This window comes from Pseudarthrobacter raffinosi (assembly GCF_023913735.1).
GTDB lineage: Bacteria > Actinomycetota > Actinomycetes > Actinomycetales > Micrococcaceae > Arthrobacter > Arthrobacter raffinosi.
Window position 1 is genome coordinate 34,942 of the sequence record NZ_JAMXBH010000001.1, and the last position, 19,753, is coordinate 54,694.

Sequence of the window (19,753 nt, forward strand, 5' to 3'; positions counted from 1 at the left end):
GAGTAACAACCCTGGTGCCTGTATCAGCAAGATGCAGCATCTGGCCGGCAGGAGCCGGCCCTTACCTGGAGGTCAAAGATGACTCGATCCGACAGCGTTGCCGGCGGCAGTGCATTCCTCGGCGAAGTAGCGCAACATTCACTCTCCCGGCGCTCGCTGCTCCGGTGGGGCGCTCTGGCCGGCGCGGGTGCCGTGCTGGCTCCTGCCGTCACCGCCTGCGTGGGCCCGTCCGCCCCCGGCCCCGGCGTTACCGGCACCAGCACGCTCACTCTTGGCCTGAACCGCTCACTGGTCAGCCTCGACAACAAACTCAACCAGTTCGACGCCGCCGTGACCGTCCAACGCGCCGTCCGCCAGGCCCTCACCGAGATCGGCGACGACCTTAAGCCCCGCAACGTCCTGGCCGAAAGCTTCGAACTGACCAGCCCCACCCAGTGGACCGTTAAGCTGCGCAACGACATCAAGTACTCCGATGGCACCAAGGTTGCTGTGGAGGACGTTTCCAAAGCGCTGGAGATGTACAGCCAGGTCAACGGCTCCTTCCTGGCACCCCAGTTCCCCGAATGGCCCGTTGTGACCAAGAAGGACGAACTGACCTTCACACTGGATACCAAGGCCCCACTGCCCGTGTTGAACACGCTGATGTCCAACATCCTCATCACCCCGGCCGCCGCCAACAAGCCGGAGGAGCTCCAGGAGGGCGTAGGCACCGGCCCCTACAAGGTGGCCTCCGCGGACCGCGGAACGGGTACCTACAAACTGGTGGTCAACGAGAACTACTGGGGCGAGAAGCCCAACATCTCCGAGGTCAACGTCCGGTTCATGTCCGAGGAATCCAGCCGTGTGGTGGCCCTGCGCTCCGGCGAGGTGGACGTCATCGACTCCATCACCCCGGATTCGGTAGCCCAGCTGAAGTCCGTTGAAGGCATCAAGATCGAATCGGTCACCGGCACCCGTTACAACCAGCTTTTCTACAACTTCCGCAAGCCCGCCAGCAGTCCCATGTCAGATCCCAAGGTCCGTGAGGCGCTCTCCTACGGCTTCGACAGCAAGAGCATCGTTGACGGCATCCTGGGCGGCACGGTCACTTCCGCCAAGGGCGTGGTCCCGCAGACGTTGGCAGGCGCCGTGGAAACAGGTGAGTACAAGTACGATCCCGCCAAAGCGAAGTCCATGCTCGCGGACCTGGGCGTGGCCAACCTGGCCGTGAAGGTCATCTGGGAAACCGGGGAGTTCGCCGGAGACGTGTCCATCATGGAAGCCCTCGTCGAAATGATGAAGGCGATCGGCGTCACCGCCGAGCTGCAGCAGTTCGAACCCGGCGGAGACATCTCCAGCTGGCGCCAGGGTAAAGCCGGCGACTGGGACATCCTGGGCAACGGCTACGGGAACCAGACAGGCCTTGCGCTGACCAACCTGCAGGGCATGTACGCAGGCACCGCCGCGAAGGAAGCCACCCGCGACACGTACCACGGCTTCGTTTTCCCGGAGATCAGCAGCAGGATCATCACGGCCACCTCCGAGACGGATACCGCCACGAGCACCAAGCTGCTCACCGACGTCCAGAAGGACATCTGGGCCCAGTGGCCCTGCATGTGGGCGTTCATCCCCAACGCGGTGCTGGCCCGCCGCACCCGCGTAGAGGGCCTGAAACTGCGCCCCATCAACTCCTACCAGCTCTCCACAGTCAAGGTGAACGGCTAGCCCCATGCTCACATACGTCTCCAAACGGTTGGGGCAGAGCCTCCTCACGATCTTCCTGACCGTGTCCACAGTCTTTGTCCTGATCCGGATGGCTCCCGGCGACCCGGCCTACGCCCTGGCCGGGCCGCTGGCCTCCACCGGGGACCTCGAAAAAATCCGGATCTCCATGGGGCTCAACGAACCCCTGCTGACCCAGTACGGTATCTTCCTCAAGGACCTTGGCGCCGGGAACATCGGCAAGTCCTACTCGTTCCAGGCACCCGCCCTGGAAGTGGTGATGTCCCGGCTGCCCAACACCATCTTCCTGGCGGTGCTCGCCATCCTGCTGGCCATCGTGGTGGCCATCCCGCTGGGGGTCTGGATGGCCAAACGCGCCGACACCAAGCGTGAGCTCGGCGTCAACGTGCTCACCATCGCCGGGCAGTCCATGCCGGACTTCTGGATCGGCATCATGCTGCTGACCCTGTTCGCCGTGGTGTTCCCCATCTTCCCGTCCTCCGGCTTCACCAGCTGGTCCGGGGTGGTCCTGCCGGTCACCACGGTGGCCATTCTCCAGATCGCGCTGGTGTCCCGGATGGTCCGCCGCGAGGTGGGCACCAACATGGCCGCCCCGTACCTCACGGTTGCGAGGGCCCGCGGCACGGGCGAGCAGAAGCTCACCTGGGCCTATGCCATGCGCAACTCCTCCATCCCCATCCTCACCACCCTGGGCACACGGTTCGCCGGCATGCTCAACGGCGTGGTTGTGGTTGAAGTGGTGTTCAACTGGCCAGGACTGGGTTCCCTGGTGGTCCGGGCCCTCGAAACCCGCGACTACCCGCTGATCCAGGCCACGGTCTTGGTGACGTCCGTGCTCGCCGTCGGCGTCCAGCTCCTGATCGATCTGTGTTACCCGCTGCTTGACCCCCGGGTCCGGCTCGGAAAGGTGTCCGTCGCATGAGTACCGTCAACGAAATCCCGCTGGCCGCCGAGAGCATGAAACGGCCGACGGCGGTCACCAAGCGGCTGCTGCGCCGCTCCTCTGCGGCCCGGCGGGAACGCTCCGCCAAGGTGAAGATCGTGCTGGGCGCCTTCCTCACGGCCGTGGTGGTCCTGCCGATCATTCTGGCCCAGGTCCTGCCCCTGCCTGACGTGGACGCCCAGGCCATCACCTCACGCTTCCTGCCGCCGTTCAGCCCGGGCCACCTGTTCGGCACCGACCAGCTGGGCCGGGACATTCTCTCCCGCGTGCTGCACGGCGGCCAGGTGTCGCTCACCATCGGTGTGCTCGCCGTCGTGATTTCCGGCCTCGTGGGTGTGGTCCTCGGCGCGCTCGCGGGGTTCTTTGGCGGCTGGGTGGACGCTGTGGTGTCCCGTCTGATCGAGGCGCAGCTCTCGCTGCCGCTGCTGATGATGCTCCTGCTGGTGGTGGCCCTGTTCGGGCCCTCCATCCCGGTGATTACCTTCGTGATCGCCATCGCCCAATGGCCAGAACCCGCCCGCCTGACCCGCTCGCTGGTGCTCGTGGAACGCGAAAAGCCCTACGTCCAGGCGGCCAAGGTCCTGGGCCTGCCCCAGATCACCACCCTGGTCAAGCACGTCATCCCCAACGTCATCAACCAGGTGATTGTGGTGGTCCTGCTGCTCCTGGCCACTGCCGTGCTGATGGAAAGCGCGCTGAGCTTCCTCGGCGCCGGCCCGCAGCGGCCCTTCGCCACCTGGGGCCGGATCATCTCCGACGGCCAGGACTTCATCACCACCTCCTGGTGGATCGTGACGCTCCCGGGTGCCGTGATCGCCATCCTGGTGGTGGGTGTGAACCTGCTGGCCGACGGCCTGCGGGACCGTGTACGGCGCCGGAAGGGAGCCGCCTCATGAGCGTGCTGGAGGTCAGGGACCTTGCCGTTGAACTGATGACCACCGCCGGCGTGATCCGCGCCGTGGACGGCATCAGCTTCTCCATCGATGCCGGACAGACCGTCACCATCATCGGTGAGTCCGGTTCCGGCAAAAGTACGACGGCGATGGGCCTCCTGAGGCTCCTGCCGGACGACCTCGCCGTTATCTCCGGCCATGCAGTGCTGGACGGCGTGGATGTGGTGACTGAGCCGAAGAAGTTCGCGAAGCTCCGCGGCCGGTCCGTCGCGCTGATCCCGCAGGACGCCATGACCGCGCTGTCACCGGTGCACACCATCGGCCGGCAACTGGGCGAGGCGATCCCCCGGAAAGGAGGCGCCTCCACAGCCGACCTGAACAGGCGCTCCGTGGAGCTCCTGGAGCAGGTCCGCATCCCCGAACCGGCTGTGCAGCTGAAGAAGTACCCGCACCAGCTGTCCGGCGGCATGCTGCAGCGTGTCCTGATCGCCATGGCGCTCGCCGTTGACCCGGTTCTGCTGGTGGCCGACGAGCCCACCAGTGCACTGGATGTCACCGTGCAGGCCGGCATCCTGGACCTGCTCATGGAGCTGCAGGAACGGACCCACGTGGCCATCCTCATGATCACGCACGATCTGGGCGTGGCGCGGCTGGTCTCGGACCGGATCCACGTGATGAAGGACGGAAAGTTCGTGGAAAGCGGCGAAGTGGAACAGATCGTTGAGCACCCGCAGACGGAGTACACCAAGAAACTCCTCGCCGCGGTGCCTAAGCTGGGGCACTGGGACGGGGAACCGCACCATGACGCGCTCGAAGCAGGCCCACCGTCGCCGTACGCAACCGACCAGCAGGCAACCGTCCGCCAGGCAACGTCCAGCCAGGCAACCACCAGCCCGGTAACACTGAACGGAGCACACCCGTGAGTTCATCCTTGAGCACCCCGCCGGAGAAATCAGCCGGGCAGGACCTGGTGCTGTCCGTCAAGAACCTCACCGTGGACTACGCCGTGCACCGCACCAGCTTCCGCGCGGTGGACGACGTCAGTTTCGACGTCCCGCGCGGTAGTACCGTGGCCATCGTGGGGGAGTCGGGCTGCGGCAAGTCCACCATCGCGAAGGCGATTGTGCGGCTGCTGACGCCGACCTCCGGGGAGATCCTGCTCAACGGCCAGGACATCGCCAGGATGCCTGCCCGGCAGCTGCGGCCTCTCCGGTCCAAGGTGCAGATGGTGTTCCAGGATCCCTACGGTTCGCTGGATCCGCACCTGACCGCCGAGGACATCGTGGCCGAACCCCTGATCCTGCGCGGCGTCCGGTCCGGCAAGGAACGCCGGGCGGAAGCGGCCAAACTGATTGACCAGGTGGGTCTGCCGGCCTCTGCCCTGGGGCGCCGTCCGGCTGAGTTCTCCGGCGGGCAGCGCCAGCGCATTGGGATCGCCCGGGCGCTGGCCTCCAAGCCGGAACTGCTGGTCTGTGATGAAGCCACCAGCGCGCTGGACGTCTCGGTGCAGGCGCAGGTGCTGGAGCTCCTTGCGGACATCCAGCGGGACCGCGGGCTCACGTACCTGATGATCAGCCACAACCTCGGCGTGGTGCGGGAAAGCAGCAGCCACGTGGTGGTCATGTCCAAGGGCAAAATCGTGGAACAAGGCCCCACCGAACAGGTCCTCACCAGACCCCGGGACCCCTACACCCGCGCGCTGCGGGCTGCGGCGCTGGATCCGCTGACCATGACCGGCCGCAAACCACGCGAGCTGGTCTCAAGACTGAACAAGGTGGCGCCGCACGGTGAGCCGGTACTGATGGAGGAAGCAAGCTGATGCAGGGAACCAACGTGGCAGGCCTGGAGCTTGCCATTTCGCAGCTGGCGCTGGGCACCATGACCTTCGGGGACACCGCATCGGAAGAGGTGGCTGCCGGCATGCTGGCGGCCGCGCTCGAGGCGGGCATCACCGTGGTGGATACCGCCAACGGGTACGCGGGCGGCGCCAGCGAGGAAATTCTGGCGAAGCTCCTGCCCGCGCACCGCGACGCCGTCGTCCTCGCCTCCAAAGCAGGGATGCCGCACCCGGACGCCGGCGACAACTCGCCCCTCTCGGCGGAGGGCCTCACGCGCTCCGTGGAGGGCAGCCTCCGGAGGCTGGCCACGGACCGGCTGGATCTTTTCTACCTCCACCAGCCGGACCGGAAGGCGCCGCTGGAAGAGACGCTCGCCGTCGTCGGCCAACTGATCCGCGACGGCAAGATCCGCGCCTGGGGCGTGTCTAACTTCGCCGCTTGGCAAGTCAGCGAGCTGAACGCGGCAGCCGACAGCTCCGGGGTGCCGCGGCCGGTGGTGGCGCAGCAGCTGTACAACCTGCTGGCCACGCGGATCGAGGACGAATACCTGGAATTCGCCCAGCACACCGGGCTGCTGACCATGGTCTACAACCCGCTCGGCGGCGGGCTCCTCACCGGCAAACACACCTTTGCGCAATCATCCACCGAAGGCCGGTTCGGCAGCTCCCGGCTGGCCGAGATGTACAAGCAGCGATACTGGGACCCCCGGCTCTTCGAGGCGGTCCGCCAGCTCGGTGTCATTGCCGACGGCACGGGCCTGCCGTTGCCGGAGCTGTCCTTCCGCTGGCTGCTCAGCAAGCCCGGCGTGGGCTCCATCCTGCTGGGCGGCTCCAAGCTGGAGCAGCTGCAGACCAACATCGCCGCGGCCGCGAAGGGCCCGCTGCCGGAAGATGTGGTGGCCACCTGTGATGCCGTGGCCGCGGAAATCCGCGGGCCCATGCCCAACTACAACCGCTAGCCCACTTGCACGCCTTTACTAACTGAAGAGGAATCTGCCATGACTGCCGCATCGTTTGCCGCAAAAGCCCGAGCCAATGAGCCCGTCGTCGGATACTGGGTGGTCCTGGACTCACCGGTCTCCACCGAGCGCGTGGCACGGCTGGGCTATGACTACGTGGCCCTCGACGCCCAGCACGGGCTGATGGGTTATTCCGGCTGGCTGCACGGCCTGATGGCGATTGATGCCGCCGGGGCTGCCGGAATCGTCCGGGTCCCGTCCAACAACGCGGCCTTCATCGGGCAGGCGCTGGACGCCGGAGCTGCCGGAGTGATCGTGCCGCTGGTCAACAACGCCGAGGAAGCCGCCGCCGCAGTCCGGGCCGTACGCTACCCGCCCCACGGCATGCGCTCCTATGGGCCCATGCGGTCCGCGCTCCGGATCGGGCCGGTGCCCGCCGAGGCCGACGCCACCGTGCTGTGCCTTGCCATGATCGAGACGCCTGAGGGCCTGGAGAACGTGAAGGAAATCTGCGCCGTGCCCGGAATCGACGGCGTCTACATCGGCCCGTCCGATCTCTGCCTGGCCGTGGGCGGCAAGTTCCCCAACGATCCCGACGTGGCCGAGGAGTTCAACGCCGCGCTGGTGACCATCCGCGAGGCAGCACAGGCCGCCGACGTAATCGCAGCCATTCACACAGCGAGCGGTGAGATCGCGCGCCAGCGGATCGCGGAGGGCTTCACATTCGTCACCGTGGCGTCCGACCTGACACACCTGGAAATCGCGGCCGCGAACCACCTTTCCAGGGCCCGCGGGGAGTAGCCGGGGTGATGGAGACTGCGGCGATCGGGCCTGTCCGGTGATCGAGCCTGTCCGGATCCCAGTTGCCCCTTCCAACGCTCTCTCACTTCCTGCGCGTTTTCCCCAAACCCTCTCTCAGTTTGCGCACGCAAGCTCCTCCCAGAACGTGAGAGAGGGTTGCCCAAAAACGTGCGGGAAGTGAGAGAGGGTCCTGGGGTTCCTGACCGGTCGGACGGCGGGGCCGGGGGGAATTGCCCTGATCGGCAGGCTCAAGCGGCGGGCAACTATCGTTGCAGCTCCAGGCGGAATACCCAGAGAAGGACGTCCTCGCCGGGCACGTACCAGTCGCGCTTCGGAACCCTCTGGAAACCCAGGGATTCGTAAAGAGCATGTGCCCGTCCCATAAACGTCGCGCTCGTAATGCTGATCGCCCTGATTGCGGGCAGCGACTGCGCGTGTTCAATGACCCTTCGGACTACAACGCGACCAATCCCGCCGCCCTGAACCGCAGGATCAACGGCCAGCATCCGGAACTCCAGCTCCCCGTCGGCGGCGATCTCGCTGTACGGCTGGCCGGCAAACGTCAGCGTCACCGCCGCCACCACCCGACCGGCCGCCTCCGCCACCCACACCTGCGCATGCTCGGCGCGGTGCTCCACATCCTCCAGCACGCTCATGTACGGATGGTCCGCGGAGAAGTGCCCTGCCCGCAGGTAGGCATCGCGCGTGATGCGCCGGACCTCCGGAAAGTCCGACGGCGCCGCCCGCCTGAAAGCGACGCTCACCGCGCGCCGTCGGTTACTGCGGTCCGCTCAACATAGTGGCCCAGCTGTGCCAAATCCGGCTGGGAGGAGGGATGGCCCACGGCGTCCGCTCCCACAGCGTTGGCCACGGCCAAGGCATGGGTGTAATCCAGCCCCTGTCGCAGGGACAAGACCAGGGCAGCACAGAACGCGTCGCCGGCGCCCACCGTGTTCGCCACCGTCACTGAAGCTGAAGGCGCTTCGGCCACCTTCCGCCCGTGTTCGAACATCGCGGAGCCGTCCTTGCCGTACGTCACGGCCACCAGCTTCGCCTGGGCGAGGGCGGGGATCAGGGCGTACTCGCTCTCGTTGACGATGACCAGGTCGCAGCGTTCCAGCAGCTCGGCCGGCAAGTCCATCGCTGGTGCGGCGTTCAGCACAAAGTACCCGGCGGACCGCCTGGCGGCCTCCAGTACCACGGGCAGGCCCACCTCCAGCTGGCACAACACCGTCTCATCGGGGCCGAACTCCACACCCTCCAGGGAGAGGCTGGAGTTGGCGCCCGGGCAGACGACAATCTGGTTCTCGCCGTCGCGGTCCACCACAATCAGTGCCGTCCCGGTCGTGTCCGGCAGGACGGCCACGTCAGAGGTGTCGACGCCGGCGCTCGCCAGCGCGTCCAGCATCCGCTGCCCCTGGGCGTCGCTGCCCACGGCGCCGACCATGCGGGCGCTCCCGCCCAAGCGGGCTGCTGCTGCGGCCTGGTTGGCGCCCTTGCCGCCCGGCTGTTCGGAGAGCACCGCCCCGCCGATGGTTTCGCCGGCGGTGGGAAGTCTCTCGGCGGTGGCGATCAGGTCCAGGTTGATGCTGCCGACGACGGTGACGGCAGGAAGTCGATTGCTCATGGGAAGTCTCTCTCGAGGGGAAGCCGGAAGCGGCCGGTTTAGGAAATAGTGTACGGCATGGTTGTACTTGTGGGTCATACATGGTTGTATAACAACTCGAATCGCCATTCCGGACGATCCAGCTCCAACAAAGGAGTTTGATGTGAACACCCCAACCCCGGTTGCCGCCTCCCCGCCGGTCAGCGCGGAACAGCCCGCCTTCGCCGGCCGCCGCGCCGCCCTGCTGATCTCCACCCTGCTGCTGGGCGTGCTGTCCTTCCAGCTCAACGCCCGCATGGTCACCCCCGCGCTGCCGCAGATCGCCGCGAGCTTCGGCCAGAGCGCCGACAGTGCCGCGCCTGTCCAGTCCATGTTCTTCCTGGCCGGCGCCATCGCCGGGCCCGTGATCGGCCGCTGGAGCGACTTCATCGGCCGCCGCGCCGCCCTGCTCCTGGTCCTCGGCATCATGGGCGCCGGCACCATCCTCTGCATCGCCGCCCCCACGCTGCCCCTGCTCGTCACCGGCCGGTTCCTGCAGGGCGTCTCCAGCGCCGTGTTCGCGCTCGCCTACATTGTGCTCAGCGAGAATCTACAGGCGAAGGTCTTCGGCACCTCCGTGGGCATCATTGCCGCCATCAACGGCGGAGTGGGGGGCGTGGACGGCTACGTGGGCGGGCTCATGGCCGAGACCCTCGGCTTCCGCTCCATCTTCGTGGTCGTGCTGGTCCTCACCGCCATCGCCGCCGCCTGCATCATCAAGATCGTCCCAGCCGGACGGCCGCGGGGCGTGCGCGGCGCCATGGACTGGTGGGGCGCCGGATCCCTCTCCGTGTTCCTTGTGTTCATCACCTACTTCGTCTCCGGCGGATCCGCCGCCGGCTGGACAGCGCCCAGCACCCTGGCACTGCTCGCCGCCACCATCGCGTCCTTCGCCGCCTTCTGGAGCATCGAGAAACGGCGCACCAACCCTCTCATCGCAGTCCACCACCTGCGCTCCCGCCAAGTCTGGCCGGTCATCGCCACAACCGTCCTGACCCTCGCCGGCATCTTCGCCATCATCAACTTCACCGTGGTGCTCCTCAGCCAGGACGCCGGTGCCGGCTTCGGGCTGACCGCATCAGTTTCCGCGCTGCTGTTCCTCACCCCGGCCGCCCTGATCGGCGTCTTCGCCGCACCCCTCGCCGGCTGGCTCGCCGACCGGCGCGGCTGGATCAAAACCCTCCGCGCCGGCACCGGACTGAGCCTGGCGTGCGCTATCGCAGCCGCCATGTTCTCGGACAACCAGATCGCGGTGCTGATCGCCGTTGCGGCCCTGGGCATCTTCTACAACGGCTTCTTCCTCACCGCCATCAACGGGCTCTCGGTGCTGCTCTCACCCAAGGAAGCCCCGGCTGCCCTGCCCAGCATCAACGGTGCCTCCTTCGGCATCGGGGCGAGCCTCGGCGTCGTTCTCGTGGCACCCTTCGCCGCCCAGGCCACCGCCGCCGGGTACACCACCGCCCTCTGGATCTCGGCGGCCATTACGGCCGCAGCGTTCATCGTCAGCCTCTTCGTCGCCGCCCCCAAGGGCGAGACGGTCTAACTCCCCTCTACCGAAAGAGAACCACCGCCATGACCGACACCTTTCCGTTCTACCTGGATTGCGACACCGGAATCGACGACGCCCTCGCCCTGGCCTACCTGCTGGCCGCCCCCACCGCCGACGTGGTTGGCATCGGGACCGTCAGCGGCAACGTCAGTGCCGCCGTCGGCGCCCGCAACACCCTGGACCTGCTCCAGCTCGCCGGCCACGCGCACATTCCCGTGGCGCTCGGCGCCCACGATCCGCTGGCCGGGCAGTTTGGCGGCGGGGCGCCGTGGGTGCACGGGGAGAACGGGATCGGCGGGGTTTCCCTTACGACGGCGTCCGCCACGTTGGAGTCCGAGAGTGCGGCCGAGATGCTGGTCCGGCTCGCCCATGAGTATCCGGGAACGCTGCGGGTGCTCGCCATCGGCCCGCTGACCAACATCGCCGAGGCGCTGCGCCTGGACCCCGCGCTGCCCTCGCTCGTGGACGAAATCACCATCATGGGCGGGGCGGCCCTGGCCCCCGGGAACATTAGCCCGGTGGCGGAAGCCAACATCTTCAACGACCCCGAGGCCGCCGCCCTGGTGCTGGCCGCCGGCTGGGACGTGACCCTGGTGCCGCTGGACGTCACAATGGCCAACGTCCTGGAGGAAAGCCACCGGCAGGAACTGCTCGCCGCGGACCACCCGGTCCCGCAGGCCCTCGGCGACATGCTGGGCTACTACTTCCGGTTCTATGAGGGCATCTTCGGCCGGCCCTGCTCCGCCATGCATGATCCGCTGGCGGCGGCGCTCGCGGTGGGCGGCATTAAGGCGACGCTGGCCCCGGTGGTGCATGCCGCCGTCGACACCTCTGCCGGGCCGGGCCGCGGGCAGACCGTCTGCGACATGCGCGGCTCCTATAGGGACTACCCGGAGCAGCCGGGCGCGCGTTGCCGCGTGGTGCTCTCGCTAGAAGCAGATTTCGCCCCGCACCTGGTGGAGACGCTGCTGTCCTTCTCTGAAAGTATGACGGCGGCACTCGCCTCCGCGGTTCCGTCACCTGCGTGATTAGGTAGGGCGATTTGCCGCGCCGCACTATCCAGCCGGTCCGGGTTGGTGCACGATAACCCCATGAAAAAAACAGTTATCGCCGGTTTCGCAGCGCTCATGATGGGGCTCGGCGCCATCACCTTCGCAGGCCCAGGCAACGCAGCGCCCGAGTCGTCGCACGTCGCGGGGCAAATCATGGTCAAGTTCCGCGACGATGGCGCGGCCGCCGGCGTGCTGCGCCGCCATGGGCTCAGCGACGGCCCGGGGATTGGCAGCACCGGGGCCCACCTCATCAAGGTTCCGGCCGGTAAGGAACTGCAACTCATCGACGCCCTCAGCCGGAACCCGAACGTTGAGTATGCCGAGCCGGACGAGGTGGTAACGGTAGCTACCGATCAGCCCAACGTCGACTATTTCCCCCGCCAGTACGCTTTGCACAACACTGGCCAGGAATTTACCAGCACGTTGGGAGCAACTGTGGCCGGCGGTACGCTCGACGCCGACGTGGACGCCGTCGACGCGTGGGAGATTGCCACCGAAGACCGGACCAAAAGCATCAAGGTCGCCGTGCTCGATACCGGCGTCACCACCGACAATCCCGACATTTCACCAAAGGTTGGTGTTGATGCACGCGCCAACTTCAGTACTGCGGCGACCGGTGAAGACAATTACGGCCATGGTACCCATGTGGCGGGTATTATTGCCGCCACCAAAGACGCGGTGGGCGTCACGGGTGTGTGTCCGGGCTGCCGGATCCTGGACGGCAAGGTCCTCAACGACAGCGGGTCCGGTTCCACCTCCAGCATTGTCAATGGCATCGATTGGGCCCTCGACAACGGTGCCCAGGTCATCAACATGAGCCTGGGACAGCGCGTTTCCTCCCGGGCCCTGGAAGCTGCCGTCAACGACGCCTGGATCAGGGGCGCGGTGATCGTCGCCGCAGCAGGCAATGGCGGTACCCAGGCCAAGATCTATCCTGGCGCCTACCCCAACGTCATAGCCGTCGCGGCAACGGACAACGATGACGCCAAGGCCTCCTTCTCCACCTACGGCAAGTGGGTGGATGTGGCAGCGCCCGGGGTCAGCGTGTACTCCACCTTCCCGAACCACGATTTCTACCTCGGTACCCAGAACGGCCGCTCCCATGGTTATGACATCGCCAGCGGCACCTCGATGGCCTCACCCATCGTCGCCGGTGTTGCCGCCCTTGTCTGGAGCACGCCCGCCGGGACCGAAAATGCCGCAGTCCGCAAGAAAATCGAATCCACTGCGGAGCGGATTACCGGCACCGGCACCCTCTGGGCACACGGCCGCGTGAACGCCTGCAAAGCAGTCGGCGGTTGCCCATAGCCCTGAACGCGGTTGCCGTCAGGACTGGAGGGATTGCATCACGGACAGGTGCCCGGCGCGGGCGGCGATAAGGCATTTGGCCAGGTAAAAGGGCCGGTTGCCGTATCTGACGTACTGGGTGAGGACCAGCACAGGGTCCGACGGCCGGAGGTCCAGCAGCTTGGCGCGGCTGGGTCCCACCTGGCTGAGGCTGATCTGGCACTCGCCAGGCCCGAGGATCCGGCCGAAGCGGTTGTTGAGGCTGGCAAGCAGGGTGTTGCCGCCGTCGTCCTCTATTTCCAGCGGCGCGGCGGCGGCGGAACTGCTGCCCAGGCTCATGGGCAGGGCGGAGATGTTTTCCTGCAGGTGGGCGATGGCCTCGCCGTCGCGGATCAGGACGGATTCCCAGAGCCAGCAGTCGTCGCCGGGATCGACGCCGACGCCGGGGGCGACGAATTCCGAGGCGGGCTGCCGCTCCCGGAGGACGCGTTTGATTTCGAGGTGTTGGCCGGGGCCGCCGAGGACTTCCTCGAACGGGCGGATCCGTTCGATGCCGATGCGGGGGAGGGTGTCCGAGACGAAGCGTCCGACGCCGCGCCTCGCCCGGATGAGCCCGTCTTCCTCGAGCAGCATGAGGGCTTCGCGGACCACGGTGCGGCTGACTTTCATGTCGGCGCCGAGCTCGGTTTCCGTGGGGATCATGGAGCCGGGCTTGAGGAGGTCGTTGCGGATGGCTTCGGCGATCCGGGAGTACACCGCCACGCGGAGGGGTGAGCCGGGCTGGGCCTGCACCGGCTGGGACAGGAACCGGACGGCGTCCTCGTGCACGTTATGCCTCGCTTCGTAATCTGGGAATTCCCAGCCTACCGGTGTGACGCGCTTGTTGGACAAGGCGCGGGTGGCTCTGAACCTGCTTGCCCAGGATGTCCCAGCGCTGGGTGGGGTTTTTGAAACCCTCCGGGAGCGAATTCTTTGAGACGATTAATGATCATGATAGTGACCACAAAGTTCCCTGCGGATCACATTTATAACCCTTATGGGTTCACCGGTCATAGCCCCCGGCTGGCGCTATTTTCCGCACGCAGTGCACATTTGTGCAGCAGCTCTGACGGGTTTTCTCAGTCCCGGCGCCGACGCATACGCTACCCACCAGTAACAACGCTGGGTTTGAGGGTTTTGGCCTCGGCGGAGAGCGCACCGCTTCGTAAGGCTTTTTTGGCGCACGTCTGTGCAACCCGGCTCCGCAACGACGGGTGTGCTGCGTAGCATGGAAAAACTCGGCCGGTACCTGATCAACACTCAGAACCATCGCTACCGGCCGCCCCTGTTGGCACATGAACAAAGAGGTTTCCATGTCATTCGTTACCCGGGCCCTGTCCGTTGCCGCTGCCGCCGTCCTCGTCACTTCCTTGGCTGCGGCTCCCGCCCAGGCGATCGAGATTTCCCCGCCGGGGGCCAACGACTGGTCCTGCAAGCCAACCGCCGAGCATCCGTATCCGGTCATCCTGGTACCGGGAACGTTCGAGAGCATGGAGAAGAACTGGTCCACCCTCTCGCCGTACCTCAAGAGCGCCGGGTTCTGCGTTTTTGCCCTCAACTATGGTGAGACGAACGGCGTGTATGCCACCGCGCCGGTGGCCGAGTCCGCGCAGGAACTCTCCCCGTTCGTGGACGCGGTCCGTGCCGCCACCGGCGCCAAGAAGGTGGACCTGGTGGGCCACAGCCAGGGCGGCATGATGCCCCGCTACTACATGGGCTTCCTCGGCGGGGCCAAGTACGTCCACCAGCTCATCGGCATCGCCCCCTCCAACCACGGAACGGAAGGCGTGATCGTCCCGCCGCCGGGCTTCATCGAGGACCCGGACTACACCGCCTTGGGTTGTGCCGCCTGCGCCGACCAGCAGGCGGGATCGGCCTTCATCCAGAAGCTGAACTCCATCGGCGACACCGTTGCCGGTCCTTCCTACACGGTCATCTCCACGGTCTATGACGAAGTGGTCATTCCCTACAACAGCCAGTTCCTTGACGGGCCGGCACGGCAGGTCACCAACATCACCATCCAGGACAAGTGCCCGACCGATCTCTTCGAACATGACCAGACGCCCAACGACCCCGTGGTGCACCAGATCGTGGCGCACGCACTGGGCCAGGCGTCCGGCCCTGGCGATCCTGCCTACCAGCCCAGCTGCATTTAGCGGGAGGGCCAGGCGCGCGCCTGACGCTCCTGCACTCGGCGGCGATCGATCCCCGCCCCAGGACAGGCACCTCACGAGGGGCCGGGCCCGGGCGGGGGTTGGCGGGAGAGCGGCCGGCAGCCAGTATCAGGAGAACTGCGGAACCTGAAAGCACGTGCTTCCGTCGAGGGTGCAGGGGGATCTTTGATGGACTGGTGGTGGCTTTCATTGGCGGCCAACGCGATGGTTGCTATGTCTTATCTGGCAATCTCGGGGGCGATCATTGTGCCATTGGCCCGGGCCGGGCAGGTGCGCCGGAACCGGTTGGGGCCGCTACTGCGGAGATTTTCTTTACTTGCGCGATCGGGCACGGCCTGCACGCCGTACATCCGCTGCTGCCTCTGATGGGGGTGGATGCCGCCGAGGGCATAGCTGCCAGGGAAGAGATCTTCTGGCATGACGCGTTATGGGATGTGTTGACGGCAGGAATCGGTCTCTACTACTGGACGCTGCGCCGGGCATACGCGTCGATGTTGGCCGGGCCGGTGATTTTCGAAGATCTGATCGAGCGGCAGCGCCTGACGGAGCTTGAGGCCGCAGCCGCGCTGAATGCTGTACGCCAGCAGGGGGCAGCGGAGCTTGAGCGGAGCGAGAAACGCTTCCGGCTGTCCTTCGAACACGCCCCTATCGGGATCGCGCTGATCGGCCTGGACCCGGAGGCTCCCGGAAAGGTGCTGCGGGCCAATTCCGCGTTCTGCACCCTGCTGGGACGGGCGCCCTCCGAGCTGGCGTCGGGTAACGTTCTGGATTTGACGGTGCCCGAAGACCGGCCCGCGGCGCAGCACCGGTTGGCGCAGATGTTGGCCGGCGAAGTCACCTCGTACGCAGATTCCCGGCGGTTCTCCACTCCGACGGACACATTGTGTGGACATCGATGACAAGCGCGGTGGTCGCCGATGACCATGGGGCGCCCCTGTACCTGGTCGCCCAACTCGAGGACATCACGGGCCGCCGTGAAGCCGAAGAGGTCCTGTCCCGCCAGGCGATGCATGATGGCCTGGCAGGCCTGCCCAACCATCCCCGACCTCACCGAACTCGCTGCCCGGCTCACGGACCTGGAGGCTGCGGATCCGCTGCGCTAGGCCGCCATCGGCGTCGTGGATCCGCAGGATTTCGTTGATCGGGGCAAGGCTGAGCCCCGAGTCTTTACTGCGGACCTCGCCGTGGGAGCGGAGCTTGACCTTCCCCTATCGGAAAAGGGGCAAGAATGGGTCAGGACAGGACCGACGCGGAAGCGTCCCGCTTCATCCCGCCCCTTGGAGGCCACCATGACTGAAACTGCCGAAGAAGAGTATGACCTGGCTGTGATCGGGTCAGGCGGCGCGGCATTTGCTGCCGCGATACGGGCCAGCGGGCTGGGCAAGCGCGTGGCCATGGTGGAACGCGGCACGGTCGGCGGGACGTGCGTGAACACCGGCTGCGTTCCCTCCAAGGCCCTGCTTGCCGCGGCAGAGGCCCGCCACACGGCCCTGGACGCGGGACGGTTCCCGGGCCTGCCCGCCGTGGACATGCCGGTGGACATGCCGGCACTGGCGGCCGGAAAACAGGATTTGGTGGAGGGGATGCGCGCAGAGAAGTATCTGGACCTGATCGCGGACTACGGCTGGGATCTGCACCAGGGCCATGCCTCGTTTACCGGCAGCGCGGACGATCCGCTGCTGGACATCGCCCTTCCCGACGGGCAGCCGAAACGGATCCGCGCCGCCCACTACGTGGTGGCCACCGGATCCTCGCCGTGGGCACCGGCGGTGGACGGCCTCGAAGAAACGGGATACCTGACCTCAACCACGGCGATGGAACTCACCGAGGTCCCCGAGTCCCTGCTGGTGATCGGCGGAGGATTCGTGGCGCTGGAACAGGCGCAGCTGTTCGCCCGGCTCGGCTCGAAGGTGACCATGCTGGTCCGCTCCCGGCTGGCCTCCACTGAGGAACCCGAAGCCGGACAGGCCCTGGCGGAGGTTTTCGCGGATGAAGGCATCCGGGTGGTCCGGCGTGCCGTACCGGAAAAGGTAGCGCGCGACGCCGGAGGTACGGTGAGCGTCACGGCCACCGTTGCGGGGGGCACCAGGGAGTTCAAAGGCACGCATCTGCTCGTGGCCACCGGCCGGCGCCCTGTCACGGCCGGACTGAACCTGCCGGGAGTCGGCGTCGTTCTCGGGGCGAACGGCGAGATCCTGGTTGATGACACACTGGCAACCAACCATCCCCGCATCTGGGCTGCCGGGGACGTCACAGGCCACCGGGAGTTCGTCTACGTCGCCGCGGCGCACGGGGCCCTTGCCGTCGAGAACGCCTTCACCGCCGGGTCACGGAAAATCGATTACCGGCATCTTCCGCGGGTCGCCTTCACCAGCCCCGCGCTCGCCGCGGTGGGCATGACCGACCGGCAGGCCAACCAGGCCGGGATCGCGTGCGAGTGCAGGGTGCTGCCGCTGGAATACGTCCCGCGCGCCCTGGTCAACCGAGACACCCGCGGCTTCATCAAGATTGTCGCCGAGAAAGCGACCGGCAGGATCGTGGGAATCACGGCGGTGGCCAAGGAAGCAGGAGACCTGGCCGCTGCGGGCGTCTATATCCTGGAAGGCGGCCTGAGCGTGGACCACGTCGCCCACCTGTGGGCGCCGTACCTGACCATGGCAGAAGGCCTGAAAATTGCCGCGCAGACCTACACTACGGACGTCTCGCGGCTCTCCTGCTGCGCCTCGTAAACCACAAGACCGTGAAGATGAAGGAGAACTCATGAACAGCGCCCCGTCAGTCATTGTTTTTGACGTTAACGAAACGCTTTCGGACATGTCACCGATGGGGGACCGCTTTGCCGAAGTCGGCGCCCCTGCCCAGTTGGCGAAACTCTGGTTCGCTACGCTGCTTCGCGACGGTTTCGCCCTCACTGCCGCCGGCGGCAACGGCGCCTTCGCCGAGATCGGTGCAGAGGCTCTGCGCGGGCTGCTCGCCAATGCGGGCATCGGCACGGACCTGGACCGGGCGGTGGAACATGTCAGGGCAGGAATGGCCGGGCTCGGCCTGCACCCCGACGTTCCGGAAGGCGTCCGGGCACTGCGGACAGCGGGATACCGGCTGGTGACCCTGACCAACGGCTCCACCCAGGTCGCGGAAAAACTCTTCGGCCCGGCTGGGATACGGGACCAGTTTGAACGGCTGCTTTCCGTGGAGGATGCCCGGGGATGGAAGCCTGCCCGGGCCGCTTACGACTACGCCGCCGGGGTCTGCGCGGTGGCTCCCGAGCAGATGCTGCTCGTGGCCGTGCACCCCTGGGACATCCACGGCGCAGCCCAGGCCGGTCTCGGCACTGCATGGATCAACCGGACCGGCGGAAGCTACCCTGGCTATTTCACCGCACCCGATTACACCGTCGCTTCCCTGGAAGAACTCCCCGGAGAACTGAGCGCATCCGGAGCCTGAGCGGGGATTTATTGCTCAGACAGGCCCGCCTTACCCCCGAAAGGGTGTGTGCGGACCGGCAGCCGCCGCAGCCGTTCGGCAGGCTCAACCGTGGGGGTTCGAGGTCATGATGCCGGAAACGCCAAGGGCCCCGGCAGCAGCGGGAAGCTGCGGCCGGGGCCATTGTCATGCGTGTGGGTTTGGGTTAGGCGTGTGCCTTGGTATGGCCCTTGGTGAGGATGAGGGCTAGTGCAATCATGCCGACGCCGAGGAGGAGGTGCAGGCCGTTGTCGAAGCCGTTCAGGGGTACGAAGTTGCCGGCTGATTCCTGGGGGACGATCAGTCCGTAGACGAACAGGACCAGGTAGATGATGCCGCCGTAGAGGAGGAAGGATTTGGCGCCGGTGGCGGTTTTGGCCAGGGCGATTCCTGCTGCGCCGAAGAGCAGGTGGACGATGTTGTGGAGTACCGAGACCTGGAAGAGGCCCAGCAGCATGGCTTCGGATTCGTGGCCGGCGAAGTGCAGCTGGTCGAAGTTGCCGGTGATGCCCGGGACGAAGCCTAGGATGCCGACCAGCAGGAACACGGCGCCGACAAGCATCGATGCCTTCTGGACGTTGGTGCGGGCTGTTGTGCCGGTGTGGGTGTGTGTAGCCATGATGTTCTCCTGAGTGCATTTTTTGAATCAGCGGGTAGTGCTGACCTGCTGAACCAACGGGTTATACCTGCTGTTCGGGGCCGCATCGCAGTGTGGATGGCTTGTTGGGAGAACTATTTGATGTGAGGTCTCTCGCGGGGCTCAACCCGGTGGACTCCAGTAAAGGACCCCCGTCCGGAAAGTTCCGGACGGGGGTCTTTGTCGCCGGGATGGACTTGGGCCGCTCAGCAGACGGCCAGCGGGCCATCGAACAGGACCGTTGCTGACCACGCGGCCGCGGCAGTGGCATCGGTATTTACAAACGACTTCTCAACGCCCGTCACGATTCCGGGGAATCCCGGGTGTCCGGCGACGGGATTGCCTCCGGGACAGCTGAATTTATCCTGGGGGTCCGCTGAAGGCTCGAACGCCAGCGCGCTCGGGGCAAACATGACTGATGAGGCGGCTACGATGACGCCGACGGCGAGCGCTTTGGTTCTCATTTGAGCTTCCACCCTTCCGGGGTGAGGGCCGGTCCCCTTGGTCGGGAACGGGTTAAACCCCCGTCCCTAAGCAAGAGAGATTACTCCTGTCACCCGCCGCACTGCCAGCAGTCATAGCTGGCCAGTTTCAGGGCCTTGCTTTTGGACCTTGGCCGGTCCTTACTAATGGAAGGAACCGCCATCCGGAGGACATCTGCTACGGATGGCAACACCAGGTTCCTGCCGCACGGACTGGTTCCCTGTGTCGCAACGGGGAGCCGGCCAGCGGTTCCGCGCAGTGACTACGGGA

At 66.1% G+C, this 19,753-nt stretch carries 18 protein-coding genes and 1 pseudogene; 14 read left to right on the forward strand and 5 right to left on the reverse strand.

The window, feature by feature from the left end:
- Nucleotides 1-78 precede the first annotated feature (78 nt).
- From NG698_RS00155 to NG698_RS00185, 7 genes are read left to right on the forward strand one after another with little or no spacing between them, the layout of a single operon-like run.
- Entirely contained in the window at nt 79-1,704 is a 1,626-nt protein-coding gene (locus tag NG698_RS00155; RefSeq protein ID WP_252601310.1) for an ABC transporter substrate-binding protein, read from the forward strand.
- A gap of 4 nt (nt 1,705-1,708) precedes the next feature.
- Nucleotides 1,709-2,644 (forward strand): ABC transporter permease, encoded by a 936-nt coding sequence (locus NG698_RS00160; RefSeq protein WP_252601307.1) that lies wholly within the window; start codon nt 1,709-1,711, stop codon nt 2,642-2,644.
- On the forward strand, nt 2,641-3,561 hold the full coding sequence (locus NG698_RS00165) for an ABC transporter permease (RefSeq protein ID WP_252601304.1): 921 nt from the start codon (nt 2,641-2,643) through the stop codon (nt 3,559-3,561). The genes NG698_RS00160 and NG698_RS00165 overlap by 4 nt, the downstream gene beginning before the upstream one ends.
- Nucleotides 3,558-4,481, forward strand: coding sequence for an ABC transporter ATP-binding protein (locus NG698_RS00170; protein WP_252607752.1), 924 nt, complete (start codon nt 3,558-3,560; stop codon nt 4,479-4,481). Before NG698_RS00165 ends, NG698_RS00170 begins: the two co-directional genes overlap by 4 nt.
- A complete protein-coding gene (locus NG698_RS00175) occupies nt 4,478-5,377 on the forward strand; it encodes an ATP-binding cassette domain-containing protein (RefSeq protein WP_252601298.1) in 900 nt (299 codons plus the stop codon). Before NG698_RS00170 ends, NG698_RS00175 begins: the two co-directional genes overlap by 4 nt.
- Nucleotides 5,377-6,354: an aldo/keto reductase gene (locus NG698_RS00180; RefSeq protein WP_252607753.1), complete on the forward strand. Its 978-nt coding sequence runs from the start codon at nt 5,377-5,379 to the stop codon at nt 6,352-6,354. Before NG698_RS00175 ends, NG698_RS00180 begins: the two co-directional genes overlap by 1 nt.
- A 39-nt stretch (nt 6,355-6,393) precedes the next feature.
- Nucleotides 6,394-7,155 carry an HpcH/HpaI aldolase family protein gene (locus tag NG698_RS00185; protein ID WP_252601294.1) on the forward strand — a complete coding sequence of 254 codons (762 nt, stop codon included), beginning with the start codon at nt 6,394-6,396 and terminating at the stop codon, nt 7,153-7,155.
- Between the two features lie 263 nt (nt 7,156-7,418).
- On the opposite strand, the gene NG698_RS00190 is transcribed toward NG698_RS00185, so the two are convergent.
- Both NG698_RS00190 and NG698_RS00195 read right to left on the reverse strand, forming a co-directional pair.
- On the reverse strand, nt 7,419-7,919 hold the full coding sequence (locus tag NG698_RS00190; RefSeq protein WP_252601292.1) for a GNAT family N-acetyltransferase: 501 nt from the start codon (nt 7,917-7,919) through the stop codon (nt 7,419-7,421).
- A complete protein-coding gene (locus NG698_RS00195) occupies nt 7,916-8,782 on the reverse strand; it encodes a ribokinase (RefSeq protein ID WP_252601290.1) in 867 nt (288 codons plus the stop codon). The genes NG698_RS00190 and NG698_RS00195 overlap by 4 nt, the downstream gene beginning before the upstream one ends.
- Before the next feature lie 142 nt (nt 8,783-8,924).
- On the opposite strand from NG698_RS00195, the gene NG698_RS00200 reads away from it, so the two are divergent.
- The 3 genes from NG698_RS00200 to NG698_RS00210 all read left to right on the forward strand — a co-directional run bounded on the left by NG698_RS00200 (nt 8,925) and on the right by NG698_RS00210 (nt 12,709).
- The gene (locus NG698_RS00200) at nt 8,925-10,343 is read left to right on the forward strand and encodes an MFS transporter (protein ID WP_252607754.1); all 1,419 of its coding nucleotides are present in this window, start codon (nt 8,925-8,927) and stop codon (nt 10,341-10,343) included.
- 29 nt (nt 10,344-10,372) lie between these two features.
- Entirely contained in the window at nt 10,373-11,377 is a 1,005-nt protein-coding gene (locus NG698_RS00205; protein ID WP_252601286.1) for a nucleoside hydrolase, read from the forward strand.
- A gap of 63 nt (nt 11,378-11,440) precedes the next feature.
- Nucleotides 11,441-12,709 (forward strand): S8 family serine peptidase, encoded by a 1,269-nt coding sequence (locus NG698_RS00210; protein ID WP_252601283.1) that lies wholly within the window; start codon nt 11,441-11,443, stop codon nt 12,707-12,709.
- Nucleotides 12,710-12,727: 18 nt separating this feature from the next.
- Here NG698_RS00210 and NG698_RS00215 read toward each other — a convergent pair whose 3' ends face one another.
- A complete protein-coding gene (locus tag NG698_RS00215; RefSeq protein WP_252601363.1) occupies nt 12,728-13,516 on the reverse strand; it encodes a GntR family transcriptional regulator in 789 nt (262 codons plus the stop codon).
- A 524-nt stretch (nt 13,517-14,040) separates the two neighbouring features.
- Between NG698_RS00215 and NG698_RS00220 the strand changes: the two genes are divergently transcribed.
- From NG698_RS00220 to NG698_RS00235, 4 genes and pseudogenes are all read left to right on the forward strand, one after another.
- Nucleotides 14,041-14,883, forward strand: coding sequence for an esterase/lipase family protein (locus NG698_RS00220; RefSeq protein ID WP_252607755.1), 843 nt, complete (start codon nt 14,041-14,043; stop codon nt 14,881-14,883).
- A gap of 509 nt (nt 14,884-15,392) precedes the next feature.
- A pseudogene (locus NG698_RS21895) lies at nt 15,393-15,835 on the forward strand (PAS domain S-box protein); the annotation flags it as partial.
- A 355-nt stretch (nt 15,836-16,190) separates the two neighbouring features.
- Nucleotides 16,191-17,630, forward strand: a complete 1,440-nt coding sequence (gene merA, locus NG698_RS00230; RefSeq protein ID WP_252601275.1) for a mercury(II) reductase — start codon at nt 16,191-16,193, stop codon at nt 17,628-17,630.
- A 31-nt stretch (nt 17,631-17,661) separates the two neighbouring features.
- Nucleotides 17,662-18,345 carry a haloacid dehalogenase type II gene (locus NG698_RS00235; protein ID WP_252601272.1) on the forward strand — a complete coding sequence of 228 codons (684 nt, stop codon included), beginning with the start codon at nt 17,662-17,664 and terminating at the stop codon, nt 18,343-18,345.
- A 184-nt stretch (nt 18,346-18,529) separates the two neighbouring features.
- Here the strand turns inward: NG698_RS00235 and NG698_RS00240 are convergent, their stop codons facing one another.
- Both NG698_RS00240 and NG698_RS00245 read right to left on the reverse strand, forming a co-directional pair.
- Nucleotides 18,530-18,982, reverse strand: coding sequence for a DUF4383 domain-containing protein (locus NG698_RS00240; protein ID WP_252607757.1), 453 nt, complete (start codon nt 18,980-18,982; stop codon nt 18,530-18,532).
- A 224-nt stretch (nt 18,983-19,206) separates the two neighbouring features.
- Nucleotides 19,207-19,464 carry a hypothetical protein gene (locus NG698_RS00245; protein WP_252607758.1) on the reverse strand — a complete coding sequence of 86 codons (258 nt, stop codon included), beginning with the start codon at nt 19,462-19,464 and terminating at the stop codon, nt 19,207-19,209.
- Nucleotides 19,465-19,753 lie beyond the last annotated feature (289 nt).